General features: G+C 63.1%; 13 protein-coding genes. 12 read left to right on the top strand and 1 reads right to left on the bottom strand.

Going from position 1 to position 14,887, the window contains the following annotated elements; translation table 11 throughout:
- Window positions 1-70 precede the first annotated feature (70 nt).
- From urtB to repB, 12 genes are all read left to right on the top strand, one after another.
- The gene (gene urtB / locus GHK62_RS19295) at window positions 71-1,687 is read left to right on the top strand and encodes an urea ABC transporter permease subunit UrtB (protein ID WP_153440734.1); all 1,617 of its coding nucleotides are present in this window, start codon (window positions 71-73) and stop codon (window positions 1,685-1,687) included.
- Complete coding sequence (urtC, locus tag GHK62_RS19300) at window positions 1,684-2,859, top strand: urea ABC transporter permease subunit UrtC (RefSeq protein ID WP_153440735.1); 1,176 nt, start codon at window positions 1,684-1,686, stop codon at window positions 2,857-2,859. Before urtB ends, urtC begins: the two co-directional genes overlap by 4 nt.
- 5 nt (window positions 2,860-2,864) lie before the next feature.
- Window positions 2,865-3,617 (top strand): urea ABC transporter ATP-binding protein UrtD, encoded by a 753-nt coding sequence (urtD, locus tag GHK62_RS19305; RefSeq protein ID WP_153440736.1) that lies wholly within the window; start codon window positions 2,865-2,867, stop codon window positions 3,615-3,617.
- Between the two features lie 26 nt (window positions 3,618-3,643).
- A complete protein-coding gene (gene urtE / locus GHK62_RS19310) occupies window positions 3,644-4,339 on the top strand; it encodes an urea ABC transporter ATP-binding subunit UrtE (RefSeq protein ID WP_153440737.1) in 696 nt (231 codons plus the stop codon).
- A 235-nt stretch (window positions 4,340-4,574) separates the two neighbouring features.
- Window positions 4,575-4,958 (top strand): BRA0787 family protein, encoded by a 384-nt coding sequence (locus tag GHK62_RS19315; RefSeq protein WP_153440738.1) that lies wholly within the window; start codon window positions 4,575-4,577, stop codon window positions 4,956-4,958.
- Window positions 4,959-5,183: 225 nt separating this feature from the next.
- The gene (gene gntR / locus GHK62_RS19320) at window positions 5,184-6,251 is read left to right on the top strand and encodes an HTH-type transcriptional regulator GntR (RefSeq protein ID WP_184108479.1); all 1,068 of its coding nucleotides are present in this window, start codon (window positions 5,184-5,186) and stop codon (window positions 6,249-6,251) included.
- A gap of 397 nt (window positions 6,252-6,648) precedes the next feature.
- Window positions 6,649-7,773, top strand: coding sequence for a sugar ABC transporter substrate-binding protein (locus GHK62_RS19325; RefSeq protein WP_153440740.1), 1,125 nt, complete (start codon window positions 6,649-6,651; stop codon window positions 7,771-7,773).
- Between the two features lie 70 nt (window positions 7,774-7,843).
- A complete protein-coding gene (locus GHK62_RS19330) occupies window positions 7,844-9,397 on the top strand; it encodes a sugar ABC transporter ATP-binding protein (RefSeq protein WP_153440741.1) in 1,554 nt (517 codons plus the stop codon).
- The gene (locus tag GHK62_RS19335; RefSeq protein ID WP_153440742.1) at window positions 9,394-10,374 is read left to right on the top strand and encodes an ABC transporter permease; all 981 of its coding nucleotides are present in this window, start codon (window positions 9,394-9,396) and stop codon (window positions 10,372-10,374) included. The genes GHK62_RS19330 and GHK62_RS19335 overlap by 4 nt, the downstream gene beginning before the upstream one ends.
- Window positions 10,371-11,363: an ABC transporter permease gene (locus tag GHK62_RS19340; RefSeq protein WP_153440743.1), complete on the top strand. Its 993-nt coding sequence runs from the start codon at window positions 10,371-10,373 to the stop codon at window positions 11,361-11,363. The genes GHK62_RS19335 and GHK62_RS19340 overlap by 4 nt, the downstream gene beginning before the upstream one ends.
- Window positions 11,364-11,601: 238 nt before the next feature.
- The gene (repA, locus tag GHK62_RS19345) at window positions 11,602-12,870 is read left to right on the top strand and encodes a plasmid partitioning protein RepA (RefSeq protein ID WP_153440744.1); all 1,269 of its coding nucleotides are present in this window, start codon (window positions 11,602-11,604) and stop codon (window positions 12,868-12,870) included.
- A gap of 3 nt (window positions 12,871-12,873) precedes the next feature.
- Window positions 12,874-13,920, top strand: a complete 1,047-nt coding sequence (gene repB / locus GHK62_RS19350; protein ID WP_153440745.1) for a plasmid partitioning protein RepB — start codon at window positions 12,874-12,876, stop codon at window positions 13,918-13,920.
- Window positions 13,921-14,121: 201 nt separating this feature from the next.
- Here the strand turns inward: repB and GHK62_RS19355 are convergent, their stop codons facing one another.
- The gene (locus GHK62_RS19355; RefSeq protein ID WP_153440746.1) at window positions 14,122-14,613 is read right to left on the bottom strand and encodes a VOC family protein; all 492 of its coding nucleotides are present in this window, start codon (window positions 14,611-14,613) and stop codon (window positions 14,122-14,124) included.
- Between the last annotated feature and the right edge of the window lie 274 nt (window positions 14,614-14,887).

Here is a 14,887-nt window from a genome sequence, read left to right on the forward strand (position 1 = left end):
TCCATCCGGACGGAGGGGCATTTTCACCGATGCCGCGCTGCAAACCGACGCGAAACCATGCGAGGGGCGAATGTACCGCATCTTACAAACCGTGCTTGTGGCCCTGATCTTTTTGATCGTGATCCCGGCTGCGGGGCTGAGGGCTGAGGAGCAGCTGCGCGATCTCGTGAACGCGCTCGGCACGGCGAAGCTCTCCGACATGGACGAACATATCGCGGCACTCGCGAAGAGCGGCGATCCCAAGATCGTGCCGGTCCTCGAAGCGCTCGGCGACGGCAATCTTTATGCCCGCAAGGCCGATGGCCAGGTGTTCGTGACGCATGAAAGCGCGGCGGACCTGGTGCTAACGGATCCGCTTTCCGGCGAGAGCGTCGGCGAGGCGCCGAAGAGCGCGCTGCAGAAGATCAAGGTCAACAACAGCGTGCGCCGTGCCGTGCGCACGGCGCTCGGCGGTTTGACGCTGCTGAGCCCCGATCGCAGTCAACGCTTCAAGGCCGCGCAATCGGTATTGCAGTCGCCCAATGCGGACGCGCTCCCGACCATCGAGAACGCGCTCGCTGCCGAGAAGGATGCGGCTATCCGCGGATTGCTCGAACGAGCGCGCGCGACGGCGGTCCTCGCTTCCGAGCGGTCCAGCGAGGAGAAGCGGCAGGCCGTTCAAACCCTGAAGCAAAGCGGTGGCCGTGAGGCGCTCTCGATTCTGTCGGCCGCTCTCGGCACCGCCGACAAGACCCTGAAGCCGGAGATCGAGGCGGCGCTTGCGAGCATCGAACAAGTCCAGGCGCTTTGGGCGGCCGGCCAGAACGTTTGGTACGGGCTCTCGCTCGGCTCGGTGCTGCTGCTTGCCGCAATCGGCCTTGCCATCACCTTCGGCGTCATGGGCATCATCAACATGGCGCATGGCGAAATGGTCATGCTTGGTGCCTATACGACCTTCCTCGTCCAGGACGTCGTGCGCACATCCTTTCCGTCCCTTTTCGACTGGTCGCTTGCGATCGCGCTGCCGCTTGCCTTCCTGCTCACCGGCGCCGTCGGTCTGGCGATCGAGCGGGGCGTCATCCGCTTCCTGTACGGCCGCCCGCTCGAGACGCTGCTAGCCACCTGGGGCATATCGCTGATCCTGCAGCAGGCGGTGCGTTCGATCTTCGGTCCGACAAACCAGGAGGTCGGCAATCCCTCCTGGATGTCCGGCGCCTTCGAGCTTGGCGGGCTGACGATCACCTGGAACCGTCTCTGGATCATCCTTTTTGCGCTCACCGTCTTTGCCGGCTTGCTCTTCCTCCTGAAGAAGACGCCGATGGGCCTTCAGATGCGGGCCGTGACGCAGAACCGGCGCATGGCATCTTCGATGGGCATCCGCACGCCCGTTGTCGATGCGCTCACTTTCGCGCTCGGCTCCGGCATTGCCGGCATGGCGGGTGTCGCGCTCTCGCAGATCGACAACGTCTCGCCGAACCTCGGCCAGGGTTACATCATCGACAGCTTCATGGTGGTGGTCTTCGGCGGCGTCGGCAATCTCTGGGGCACGCTGGTCGGCGCCTTCTCGCTCGGCATCCTCAACAAGTTCCTCGAGCCCTATGCCGGCGCCGTGCTCGGCAAGATCCTCGTGCTCGTGCTGATCATCCTCTTCATCCAGAAGCGGCCGCGCGGGCTGTTTGCACTTAAAGGTCGGGCGGTGGAAGCATGATCACCTCGTTCCTCGTCAAGTCGCTCGACCGCACCATCGTCATCGCCGTGGCGATCCTGTTGGCGCTGGCCGTTCTTGTCCCGGCGCTCAATCTGCTAACGGCGCCCAACCATCCGCTGCACGTGCCGACCTATCTGGTCTCGCTCTTCGGCAAGTACCTGACCTATGCGCTGCTCGCGCTAGCGCTCGATCTCGTCTGGGGCTTCTGCGGCATTCTCTCGCTCGGCCACGCCGCCTTTTTCGCGCTTGGCGGTTATGCCATGGGCATGTACCTGATGCGCCAGATCGGCGCGCGCGGCTCCTACGGCAATCCGCTGCTGCCGGATTTCATGGTGTTCCTCAACTGGAAGGAACTGCCCTGGTTCTGGTACGGCTTCGACATGTTCTGGTTCGCGGCGCCGATGGTGGTGCTCGTGCCGGGGCTCATTGCCTTCGTCTTCGGCTGGTTCGCCTTCCGCTCGCGGGTCAACGGCGTCTATCTGTCGATCATCACCCAGGCCATGACCTATGCCCTGCTGCTCGCCTTCTTCAGGAACGACATGGGCTTCGGCGGCAACAACGGCCTCACCGACTTCAAGGACATTCTCGGCTTCAACATCCAGGCGGACGGCACGCGCGCCGCCCTCTTTGCCGCCTCCGCCCTGGCGCTCGCCATCTCGCTCGTCATTACCTCGGGCATCGTGCGCTCCAAGTTCGGCAAGGTGCTTGTGGCGCTGCGCGACGCGGAAAGCCGCACCCGCTTTCTCGGCTATCGCGTCGAACACATGAAGCTCTTCGCGTTCACTGTTTCGGCGATGATGGCCGGCGTCGCCGGCGCGCTCTACGTGCCGCAGGTGGGCATCATCAATCCCGGCGAGTTCGAGCCCGGCAATTCGATAGAGGTGGTGATCTGGACGGCGGTCGGCGGCCGCGGCACGCTGATCGGCCCGATCATCGGTGCAATCCTCGTCAACGGCGGAAAGAGTATCTTCACCGCGGCCTTCCCGGAATTCTGGCTGTTTGCGCTCGGCGGGCTGTTCGTGCTCGTCACGCTCTTTCTGCCGAAGGGCGTGGTCGGCACCGCACAGCAATATCTTGCCCGCCGAAAGGCCTATCGCGAGGCCGCCCGAAAGGAAGGCGAGAACGACAAAGTGGCGAGCCTTGCCGCCGCCGAACCTATGGCCGCGGAGTGATTGTCATGACCGAGAAGAAGCCCAGGAGCCTCCTCTATCTCGACGGCGTCTCCGTCTCCTTCGACGGCTTCAAGGCGTTGAATTCGCTCTCCTTTGTCATCGAACCCGGCGAACTCAGGGCGATCATCGGTCCGAACGGTGCCGGCAAGACGACCATGATGGACATCATCACCGGCAAGACCCGGCCGGACGAGGGCGAGGTCTTCTTCAAGGGCGATATCGATCTGACACGCAAGGACGAGGCGGAGATTGCGCAGCTCGGCATCGGGCGGAAGTTCCAGAAGCCGACCGTCTTTGAGAACCACACGGTCTGGGACAATCTGGAACTGGCGCTGAACCGCAGCCGCGGCGTCTTCGCGACGCTGTTCTATCGCCTGACCGGCGAGGACAGGACCCGCATCGAGGAGATCCTTTCGACCGTGCGGCTCGCGGCGCGCCTCGACGACCTTGCCGCTAACCTCTCACATGGCCAGAAACAATGGCTGGAGATCGGCATGCTGCTCGCGCAGGAACCGGAGCTCTTGCTCGTCGACGAGCCGGTGGCCGGCATGACCGATGCGGAGACGGTAGAGACGGCCGTGCTGCTTAAGGAAATCGCCAGGACCCGCTCGGTCGTCGTCGTTGAGCACGACATGGGCTTCATCCGTGAACTCGGCGTCAAGGTGACCTGCCTTGCGGAGGGCTCGGTGCTGGCGGAGGGCTCGATCGAATTCGTCAGCAGCGATCCGAAGGTGATCGAAAACTATCTCGGCCGATGATCGAGAGCACGTGGAAGGAACAACCCATGTTGAGCGTTGAAAACGTCAGCCTTCACTACGGCGCAGCACAAGCCCTGCGCAACGTCTCGATCAGGGCGGAGATGCGAAAGATCACCTGCGTGCTCGGGCGCAATGGCGTCGGCAAGTCGAGCCTACTCAGGGCGATCACCGGCCAGCATCCGGTGACGAGCGGCACGATCTCCTTCAGCGGCACGCGGCTTGACGGCCTGGCGCCGTTTCACCGGGCAAAGCTCGGCGTCGGTTACGTGCCGCAGGGCCGCGAGATTTTCCCCTTGCTCAGCGTCCGGGAGAATCTCGAAACCGGCTATGCGCCGCTGAAGCGGGCCGAGCGCTCGATACCCGATGACATCTTCAACCTGTTTCCGGTGCTGAAATCCATGCTCAGCCGGCGCGGTGGGGATCTTTCCGGAGGCCAGCAACAGCAGCTTGCCATCGGTCGCGCGCTCGTCACCCGCCCCAAGATCCTGGTGCTCGACGAGCCGACTGAGGGCATCCAGCCATCGATCATCAAGGATATTGGCCGCGCGATCAGATACTTGCGGGATTCGACCGGCATGGCGATCCTGCTCGTCGAGCAATATCTCGACTTCTGCCGCGAGCTTGCCGATCACGTCTACATCATGGACCGCGGTGCTTTCGTGCACGAGGGACCAGCCGAGACGCTGGATACGCCGGAGGCGCGGCGACATCTGACCGTGTGACTGTTTTCCACAGGGTAAATTATTCCAAAAAATTCAGCTCCTTGTCCGTTCTTGAAGCATGCCTTGCCTTCGGAGACCGGGAAAAAATACAGTGTTTCAATCGATTGTGTTTGCGCTACCCGTTGCTTTGAACCATACTGCCGCTGCACTTTTTGTGAAGGCCCATCACAATCCGTTACTGCTGACAGAATTGGCCATTTCGCGTTTCCGGCCTATCCAATCGGAGGAGACCCTAATGACGAATTTCCTGCCCGCCCTTTACGAAGGGCACGCCCCCATCACCCTGCAGAATCTGTTTCGAGATGCACTCGAGGCCTATGACGACTGGGATGAGGGGATGCCTGAACCGACCGTACGCTTCGAAGGCAAGGTCCTGTCCATCAGCGAGATTTTCGACTGGATGAAACCTTGCACCGATATCATGCCCGCCAACATGATCGGTATCGTCACCGATCGGCTTAGCAAGCCCTGGAGCGGCGATGGCCCGCTCGACGAGATGACCTTTTCCACCGCCGCCCGCGTCATGTCCGTTCTGGTCAGGCGCCGGCTGAGGCGCTTCGGGCGCGGTTCGATCGAAGCGTTTGCTGGTCGCTTCAAACCGTCACTTCACGCTGAGTGACAGTACCGACATTGGATCGCACAAACAGCGCGGCCGTCGTGCCGCGCTGTTTCGTTGTCCGGCTGTCGCTGCTTGACCAATGCCTACCGGCAAGGCGGTCGCCGCACGCCAGAGAGTTCTTTCTTTTGATGCCAAGCCGTAAGATAGTCGGATGAGGGGAGCGCTAGGCCATGCGCAATTCTCCCGCGCGGCAAGCATCGCCGATAGGCCAGATTGAGGCGGGGTGTGGCGTCGTCCAACGACAGCGAAGTCAGGAACCGATCGCGGCGTGGCAGCGGCCGTCCGACGCTCGCAGATGTTGCGGGTCTGGCCGGCGTCGGCAGCATCACGGTTTCGCGCGCGCTGCGCGATCCCGAGCGCGTATCGCCGGAACTGCGCCAGCGCATCGCCGCGGCCGTCAATGAACTGGGCTACGTGCCGAACCCGAGCGCGCGTGCGCTGGCCTCGGCGCGCGCCGATGTCATCGGTGTACTCGTTCCGTCGCTGACGAACAATGTCTTTTCCGAAGTCTTGCGCGGCATCCACGATGGTCTGGGGAATTGCCCGCTGCAGATCCAGTTTGGCAACACGCATTATTCCGATGAGGAGGAGGAGCGATTGCTGAGGGTCTTCCTCGGCCAGCGTCCGTCGGCGCTGATCGTTTCCGGCATCGATCAGGGGCCGACGACACGGCAGATGCTGCAAGAGGCCGGCTGCCCGGTTGTGCAGATCATGGAAATTGGGCCGGATCCGGTCGACATGATGATCGGCTTTTCCCACCTGGAGGCCGGTAAGGTGGTGGCGCGACACCTGATCGATGTCGGCTGCAAGCGGATAGGATTTCTCGGCGCCCGCATGGACCCGCGTTCGCGGCGGCGCCTCGCTGGCTACGAAGCGGTGATGCGCGAGGCCGAACGCTTCGACGTGGCGCTCGTGACAACAACCATTTCGCCCTCGAGCGTGTCGATGGGCGTAAGTCTGTTCCACAAGGCGCTCGAAAAGACCCCTGATCTCGACGGCGTCATTTGCAACAATGACGATCTGGCGCTCGGCGTACTCTTCGCCTGCCATCGCGCAGGCTTGAAGGTTCCGGCGCAAATCAGCATCGCCGGCTTCAACGATCTGGAAATGATGGAGGTCGCGTCGCCTTCCATCACCAGCGTGCGCACCCCTCGATACGAGATCGGGCAGCGCGCCATCGCCATGGCGCGGGCCGCCATTGACGGCGAGCGGCCACGGCGAGCAGTCGTAGACCTCGGCTTTGAGTTGAAGATTCGCGAGAGCACCATGCGCGCGGCTGTACCTGCATTCTGACCGCCATGCGCCCAGAATGCGCCGCTTTACAACGCCTGTTGGTAGCGCTACCATCCCCGCTTGTGACGTTTCGGGAGGAGACCTGTCTGACGTCACTGGACTCGCGTATCGACATGTCGTGCCGGATTGGCAACGAGCGTAGGCGCTGTCTGCGGCGAATGCTCGACGTCTCGAGCCTTGTGCGTTCTACTCCATGTTTCCTTAAATCCTAGCCGATTTAAGGGTAAAAACATGCAGCACTTCAAAGGGCTACAGCGTCCTTTGTGCGTCCGGTAAGGCGCGCGGCGCTGTAGTGAACGTACCAGGACGCTTTTCGTGATTCCACCCAAAGCGGGATGTTCTAACGGCCCCTGTTTCGATGCCCTGTCCCGCATAACCACAAATGGGAGGGAATTCGATGACCAGAACATTCGTCAGCGGCATCCTCACGGCCGCTGCGCTCACGCTTCTATCGACGACAGCATATGCCGAACCCGAAATCGTCAGCGGTCCGGCGGCCGAACCGGATTGTTTCGTGCCCTGGACGCCCGAAACGAAGTTCTTCAAGTTCCCGAAGAAAGACGGTCCTTATCGGATCGCGCTCGCCAACGGCTTCATCGCCAATACGTGGCGCATCCAGATGATCCAGACGGCCAAGGCCTATGCCGCGCAACCGGACGTCGCGGCGAAGCTCAAGGAGTTCAAGGTCGTTTCCACCGGTGAGGACGTACCGGCGCAGATATCGGCGATCAACAACTTCATCGACTCCGGCTATGACGCGGTCATCGTCAACGCCCAGAACCCGACCGCCTTCGGACCGGTCATCAAGCGCGCCAAGCAAGCGGGCGTCGTGCTGGTCGCCTTCGACAACATTCTCGATACGCAGGACGCCATTAACGTCAATGTCGACCAGAAGGGCCTAGGCGTGCTCTGGGCAAACTGGCTCGCCAAACATCTTCCGGAGGGCGGCAAAATCCTTGAGGTGCGCGGCGTCGCCGGCACGTCGGTCGATACCGACCGCCACAACGGCATTCACGAAACCTTCGCGGCGACCGGCAAGAAATGGGACGTCGTCGAGGTGATCGGCAAGTGGGACGACCCGACGGCGCAGAAGGCGACCGCCGATGCGATCGCCGTGCACAAGAAATTCGACGGTATCACCGCACAGGGCGGCGACACCGGCGTGGTGCAGGCGATGATCGATGCCGGCCATCCCTTCGTCCCCTTCGGCGGCGAGACGGAGAACGGCTTCCGCAAGTTCTGCGCCAAGCATGCCGGAGAGGGGCTGAAGTGCTCGTCGGCCGGCACCGGCCCGGCTCAGGTGGCCGTTGCCATCAAGACGGCGATCGCCGCACTCGAGGGACAGGTGGTGCCGCAATCGATCAAGCTGCCGCTGGCGATCGTCGAGGATCCGAACTTCAAGGAAGGCCAGGATTTCTATCCCGACCAGTCGGACAACTTCTTCGTCGGCAACGCCTTCCCGACCTGCGGCATCAACTTCACTGCCCAGGAGATCATGGGACAGACGAAGGAAAACCAATAGAGGCCCTTCCTGATCCGCATGCCGCGCTCGGGCGCGGCATGCGCGAAAATTGCGGCAGCCGAGGCGACGGATGACAACGGCAGAGACACAGGCGACGTCCCCGCTCTTCCGGATGGAAGGGGTATCCAAGCGTTATGGCGGGGTGCGTGCCCTCGACAATGCCAAGCTCGACGTCGAAGCGGGCCATATCCACGCGATCCTCGGCGAAAACGGCGCGGGCAAGTCGACGCTGATCAAGATCATGGCAGGCGTGGTGGCAGCGGATGAGGGGCGTATGCTGCTCGATGGCCACGACATCACCTTCCGTTCGCCGGCGGCAGCCTCGGCCGCGGGCATCGCCTGCGTCTTCCAGGAGCTGTCCCTGATCCCCGACCTTAGCGTCGCCGATAATATCGCCATTGCCAATCCGCCGCGCCGCTTCGGCCTGATCGACCGGCGGGCTCAGCGCGCGATCGCGGAAGAGGCACTGGCGCGCGCCGGCGCCGAGGACATTCACCCGCGTGCGGCGGTGAAGGACCTGCCGCTCTCCCGCCGGCAGATGGTCGAGATCGCCAAGGCGCTGGCATCAAAGCCACGCATCCTGATTCTCGACGAGGCGACTTCGGCGCTGACGGCCGGCGATGTCGCCAAGGTGTTTGCGGTGCTGAAGCGCCTGCGCTCCGAGGGTCTGGCGCTCCTCTATATCTCGCACCGCATGCATGAGATCGCCGAACTCGCCGACACCTGCACCGTGTTCCGCAACGGCCGCAATGTCGCAAGCTTTCGCGCCGGCACCCGCAGCAACAGCGAAGTCGTCGAGATGATGATCGGGCGTGAATACAGCAACGTCTTTCCGCCGAAGCCGCAGCGTGCGGCCATCGCCAAGCCGCCCCGCCTCGAATGCCGGAATCTCGGCTGGGGCGACCGGCTGCGCGACATTTCGCTCTCGGTCGCCGAAGGGGAGGTGGTGGGCCTGGGAGGGCTCGACGGCCAGGGCCAGCGCGACCTGCTGCTCGCTCTCTTCGGCGTATTGCGCGGCACCACGGGCTCGGTGCTCATCGACGGCGCACCGATGACGATCGCCAGCCCCGCAGTCGCCCGCACCTCGCGCAGCGCCATGGCGCTTATTCCGGAAGATCGCAAGACTGAGGGACTGATGCTGCCGATGACCGTGCGGGAGAACCTCTCCTTCGCCGCACTCGACCATGTTTCGCGCGGCGGGATTATCGACCGCACTGCAGAAGAACAACTGATCGATGAAATGGTGCGGCTGCTGGTGATCAAGACGGCCGGGCTCGACATCCCGGTTGGCGCGCTATCGGGCGGCAACCAGCAGAAAGTGGTGATTGCCAAGTGGCTGATGCGCAAGCCGCGCATCGTTCTGCTCAATGACCCGACACGCGGTATCGATGTCGGCACCAAGCAGGAGATGTACCAGCTTCTGCGCCGGCTCGCCGACGCCGGCGCGGCGATCCTGTTCTATTCGACCGACTATGACGAGTTGATCGGCTGCTGCGACCGGGTCCTCGTTCTCTATGACGGCCGCATCGTCCGCGAGCTTGAAGGCCGGGATATCACCGAGCATGCGCTGATCGCGAGCGCTCTCAACGTCGACGACGGCGACCGGGAAGGAACGGCGGCATGAGCGAGTGGCGCTACTGGTTGAACGAGCAACGCGGGACACTCATGGGGCTCGCGATCTTTCTTCTGATGTTTGCCGTCTACATCGCGAACCACCCGGCCGGGCTGACGGCCAACGTGGCTCAGACCGCGGCCAACAAGGGCGTGCTGTTCGCCTTCGTCGCCATGGCCCAGACGCTGGTGGTGATCACGGCGGGCATCGATCTGTCGGTCGGCATGATCTTCATCCTGACCAATTGCCTGGCATCATGGATCGTCGTCGGCGAACCGCTGCCGACCGCCTTGGGTGTCCTTGCCGTCCTGGCAGTGGGCATGATTTGCGGCGCCATCAACGGGCTGTTGGTGATCTATGGACGACTGCAGCCGATCGTCGCGACGATCGCGACCGGGGCGGTCTATTTTGGCCTGGCGCTGCTGCTGAGACCCTTTCCCGGCGGCTCCGTCAACGAGGACCTCGCGGATGCGCTGACCGGCCGCCTCTTCGGGGTGATCCCCTCGAGCCTGGTGGCGCTGGCGGCGGCCGTTGCGCTGGTCTGGCTGCCCTTCCGGCGATCGAGGCTTGGCAGGGCCGCCTATGCCGCCGGTTCGTCCGAGCAGGCGGCCTTCATGTCCGGCGTGCCGATCCGGCGCGGCAAGTTTGCAGCCTATACGCTCGCCGGATTGCTCGCGGCGATGGGCGGACTGTTCCTGACCTTCTTCACCTATACCGGCGAGGCGGCCTATGCCAGCGGCAGCGGCTACACGCTCTGGTCGATCGCGGCCGTCGTGCTCGGCGGCGTCTCGCTCTATGGTGGCCGCGGTAGCGCCGTCGGCGCGATCTTCGGTGCCTTCGCCGCCCGCACGACCGGTGATATGCTCTTTGTCTTCGACGTCGATCCGCTGTGGCAGCCGCTTCTCCAGGGTGTCGTCCTGATGATCGCGGTCAGCATCGGCTCCATCGCTCTGCTGCGGGTGCGCAACCGTCTGGACTGGTTCCAATGAGCGACACATCCGAGGACCGTATCTCGATCAGGACGCGCCTGCCGGCATTCCTCCGCCGCGCCGATCCGGCCGTGCTCACCGCCTTCGGCTGCATCCTCCTGCTGCTCTTCCTGAGCAGCCTTTATTCCAGCAATTTTCTGTCACTCGGCTACCTCCTGCAACAGCTCAAGGTCGCTTCATTTCTCGGGGTCGTGGCCGCCGGCGTCATGGTGGTGATTCTTCTCGGCCACATCGATCTCTCCATCCCCTGGGTGATGACGACCGGCGCGATGATGGCCTGTGCCGCCGCCAGCTTCGGAGGCATCGGACCGGTGATCGCCATTCCTTTCGGGATCCTCTGCGGAGCGGCCTTCGGCCTGCTGAATGGCTTTGGCGTCGCCTATCTGCGCATCCCATCGATGATCGTCACGCTTGCGAGCAATGTCGTCGCGCAAGGATTGATGGTCGTCTACACCGGCGGCTTCTCGCCGCAAGACTCCGCGCCGCCGGCGGTGCGCTGGCTCGCGACAGGGTTCGTCATCCCAGGCCTGCCGAATGCCATCCTCGTCTGGATCGCGATCAGCGCCATGATGGTGTTCCTGTTTACACGCACCTCCTTCGGCCGAGCGGTTTATGGTATCGGCAACAGCGAACGCGCGGCCTACCTTTCGGGGATCGACACGCGGCGCGTCGTCATGATCGCCTTTGCGATTTCGGGAGCGCTGAGCGCGTTCGGCGGCGTGCTGCTCGCCGGCTATTCCTCGAAGGCGGCACAGGCGATGGGCGACGCCTATCTTCTGCCGGCGATCGCCGCCGTCGTGCTCGGCGGCACCTCGATCCTCGGCGGTCGTGGCTCTTATCTGGGCACGGTCGCCGGCGTGATCCTGATCACGCTCCTGCAATCGATCCTCTCGGTGATGCAGATGCCGGAAGCCGGCCGCCAGATCGTCTACGGTGTGGTCATCATCCTCATGCTGCTCCTTTACGGCCGCACGCCGCCGAACCGGTGAAGCAACAGCAATTCCAGGAAAGCGCGTAGCGGCTTCCCGTCCGGCATTTTCCGAAATGGCTTGACGCGAATCAGACGATGAATCACCTTCTAACGGAATTGATCGCATATCCCGCATTTCAGCGTAGTTCAGCGACGGGTCTGTAAGGAAATGTTGCGGCCGCATTTGCGCTGCCGCAAGACGGACACCGTTGATCGCCGCCGCAAATGCGATGCGAAACGCGAGAGGGTATTTGGGAATGGACATGGCGGGATCAACGGCGGCGATCGGAGAAGCAGGGGGCTTGAGCGGGGGCTATCGACGACCGGCGGATGAGGCGATCGCGGCGGATGCGCGGGCGCTTTCCGAGCAGTTGAAGGCGATGCGCGAGCGCCTGTTCGCGCCGACGGCGATGAAGACGCTCAGAAGCTTCACCTCCGGCGAGGCCGCCAAGCTGATTGGGGTTTCCGACGGTTATCTTCGGCAACTGTCGCTGGCGGGCGAGGGGCCCCAACCCGACACCGGGTCCGGCGGGCGGCGCTCCTATTCGCTCTCCGATATTAATGCCCTTCGTCGCCATCTCGCCGACCAGGCACTCGCCAAGGGCAATGGTGCCAAGGCGCGCAGCTACCTGAAATGGCGCGACAGTGCCAAGGGCGAACACCTGCAGGTCATCTCCGTCACCAACTTCAAGGGCGGCTCCGGCAAGACGACGTCGTCGGTCCATCTCGCCCAATATCTCGCCCTGACCGGCCACCGGGTGCTGGCGGTCGACCTCGACCCGCAGGCCTCGCTTTCGGCGCTGTTCGGCTATCAGCCGGAACTGGACCTGACCGGCAACGATACGCTTTATGGCGCCATCCGCTACGATGCCGAGGCGCGACCGCTGAAGGACATCATTCGCAAGACCTATTTCGACGGCCTCGATCTGGTGCCGGGCAATCTCGAACTGCAGGAGTTCGAGCACACGACGCCGCAGGCACTGAGCGCCCGCCAGAGCGGCGCGGATGCCGGTCCGCTGTTCTTCGCCCGCGTGCAGTCGGCGCTTGCGACCGTCGCCGACGAGTACGACGTCGTCGTCATCGACTGCCCGCCACAGCTCGGCTATCTGACGCTTTCGGCGCTCTGCGCCTCCACCTCGGTCATCGTGACGGTGCATCCGCAGATGCTCGACGTCGCGTCGATGAACCAGTTTCTCTACATGACCTCGGACCTCCTCGGCGTCGTGCGCGAGGCCGGCGGCGAGCTCAACTTTGACTTTCTGCGTTACCTCGTCACCCGCTTCGAGCCCAATGACGGACCGCAGGCGCAGATCGTCGGCTTCATGCGCTCGCTCTTCGGCGATCGCGTGCTGACGTCGGCGATGGTGAAATCGACGGCGATCTCGGATGCCGGCCTGACGAAACAGACGCTCTACGAGGTCGGCCGGGAGAATTTCACCCGCGCGACCTACGACCGGGCGATCGAGTCGCTGAACGCCGTCAACGGCGAAGTCGAGGCCCTCATTCATGCGGCCTGGGGGCGCTAAGACATGGCTGGCAACAACCGGAAGAACGAATTGCGGGCGCTGTTTGCGGGCGGTGCTCCTGCGGCGGAACAGAAGACCGAGAGCGAGTTGACACCTGTCAACGGGCGGCCGGCCTCCACCCCGGATGCGCCGCGTGCCGCATCAGGAGCGGTCCGGGCGATGGGGCTTTCGCTCGGCAACATCACCCGCGAGGCGGAAGAGGCACGCGTGCTCAGGGAAGCTCTAACGCAGGGTGAGCGCGTCGTGGCTCTCGATCCGGCGTTGATCGAGGGCTCCTTCGTCGAGGACCGACTGACCGACGGCGAGGTGGACGATCCCGATTTTCTGGCGCTGGTCGAAAGCATCCGCGAGAACGGCCAGCAATCGCCGATCCTCGTGCGTCCGCATCCGGAAAAGCAGGGTCACTACCAGACAGCCTATGGCCATCGGCGACTAAAGGCCGTGCGCCGGCTCGAGCTGCAGGTGAAGGCGATCGTCCGGCCGCTTTCCGACAACGAGCTGGTGCTCGCCCAGGGCAAGGAAAATGCGGAACGGCGTAACCTATCCTTTATCGAGCGGGCGCTGTTTGCCGCCACACTCGCAGCCCGCGGCTTCGATCGCAAGGTGATCGGCGATGCGCTTGCCGTGCAGAAAAGCGAGCTCTCGCGCCTTCTCCAGGTGGCCGACAGCGTGCCGCACCATCTCGCCCGCGCTATCGGTCCGGCGCCGAAGGCAGGGCGGGAACGGTGGCTGGCGATCGCCGCGCTGCTCGAAAGGGAAGAGGCGCGCGGACTGGCGGATGAGGAAATCGGTTCGCCGCGGTTCCGCGCCGCAGACACCGACCAGCGCTTCCAGCTTGTCTTCAATCGCCTGTCCGAGGGCGACAAGCCGGAGCCGGAGAAGCCCGAGGAACTGAGAGACGAGGCGGGCCGTGTCTTCGCGCGGCTGCGGCTCGACGGAAAAGCCCCGAGAATCGAGTTCCTGCCCGGCACCCATCCAGCCTTCCTCAAGGAGGCGGTATCGATGCTGGCAAAATGGCACGCGACGTTTGTGAAGAACCAGAAGTTTTAGTTTCTCGACCGGCTTCCCCCGAAAATGCCCCTCGCCAACCCCTCCCCACAGGTGGGAGGGGCTTGGCGCGCGCTGCGATCGCGGCCTTCTTTTTCAGCCTTTGCGCTCGTGGAGGGGCTAAGACAGAGGCGGAAACGGTGCGACAGTTTAAGCCCCTCCCACCTGTGCGGAGAGGTTGGGGAGGGGCTTCCCACCGTACCGTCAGCCGCGTTTTATCACCCAGGACGAATACGGGCCGACACCAAACTCCGCGTCCGGAGCGTCGTCGAGCGTGGAAAGCATCTCAAGGTTATGCCCATCGGGATCCTTGAAATAGACGGAAATGGCAGGCACCCATCCAAGCACCACGGGCTCCACAATCGGTTCCCCATTGAAACCGAGCGGTTGGATGCCGGCCGCGCGCAGGGTTTCGCAGGAAGAGACGATCGTCGCCGCGGGCGCTCGAAACGCGAAGTGCAATTTCATCTGCAGTGGTGCCGTGCCCGTCTCCCAGAGCCCCAGCATTCCTTCCGCTTTTGTGCCGACCCAGAAAAAGGCGCCCCTCCGTTCCGAGAAATCTTTCGCAAATTCGAGCCCCAGTTGGTCGCGATAGAATGCTACCGAGCGGCGCAGATCCCGTACCGGCAGGTGGGTCTCGTAAATGCCTGTTATCGCTGCGCCGATGCTCTCACCTGGATGAAGTTTCGTAGCCATGATGGTCGTTCCGCCCTCTTATTCGTTCGAACAGCATGACAGTGCTTCCTCAAGTATGGTTGAGGTCAAGGGCGATTTTGCCGGAGTTTTCGTCTGCCGATCAGGCGCTTGGCGGGCCTCTCACCAGGTCGCTCTCGAGCCGCAAAGCCGACCCTTAAGGGCTCTACGCTTTGGGGTCGTTGAGGCTCGGAACATTTAGCCTTCGATGATGTTGTGCGTTAATTGGCCCGCATGATGGAGGTGCCAAAACAGACGCCGGGCGGGCTTCAAGGAG

Source organism: Sinorhizobium terangae, from assembly GCF_009601505.1.
GTDB classification, from domain to species: Bacteria; Pseudomonadota; Alphaproteobacteria; order Rhizobiales; family Rhizobiaceae; genus Sinorhizobium; species Sinorhizobium terangae.

Excerpts from the sequence above, each read along its gene's own strand:
- urtB (WP_153440734.1), top strand. The coding sequence starts at position 71 with ATGTACCGCATCTTACAAACCGTGCTTGTGGCCCTGATCTTTTTGATC.
- urtC (WP_153440735.1), top strand. The coding sequence starts at position 1,684 with ATGATCACCTCGTTCCTCGTCAAGTCGCTCGACCGCACCATCGTCATC.
- urtD (WP_153440736.1), top strand. The coding sequence starts at position 2,865 with ATGACCGAGAAGAAGCCCAGGAGCCTCCTCTATCTCGACGGCGTCTCC.
- urtE (WP_153440737.1), top strand. The coding sequence starts at position 3,644 with ATGTTGAGCGTTGAAAACGTCAGCCTTCACTACGGCGCAGCACAAGCC.
- GHK62_RS19315 (WP_153440738.1), top strand. The coding sequence starts at position 4,575 with ATGACGAATTTCCTGCCCGCCCTTTACGAAGGGCACGCCCCCATCACC.
- GHK62_RS19325 (WP_153440740.1), top strand. The coding sequence starts at position 6,649 with ATGACCAGAACATTCGTCAGCGGCATCCTCACGGCCGCTGCGCTCACG.
- GHK62_RS19330 (WP_153440741.1), top strand. The coding sequence starts at position 7,844 with ATGACAACGGCAGAGACACAGGCGACGTCCCCGCTCTTCCGGATGGAA.
- GHK62_RS19335 (WP_153440742.1), top strand. The coding sequence starts at position 9,394 with ATGAGCGAGTGGCGCTACTGGTTGAACGAGCAACGCGGGACACTCATG.
- GHK62_RS19340 (WP_153440743.1), top strand. The coding sequence starts at position 10,371 with ATGAGCGACACATCCGAGGACCGTATCTCGATCAGGACGCGCCTGCCG.
- repA (WP_153440744.1), top strand. The coding sequence starts at position 11,602 with ATGGACATGGCGGGATCAACGGCGGCGATCGGAGAAGCAGGGGGCTTG.
- repB (WP_153440745.1), top strand. The coding sequence starts at position 12,874 with ATGGCTGGCAACAACCGGAAGAACGAATTGCGGGCGCTGTTTGCGGGC.
- GHK62_RS19355 (WP_153440746.1), bottom strand. The coding sequence starts at position 14,613 with ATGGCTACGAAACTTCATCCAGGTGAGAGCATCGGCGCAGCGATAACA.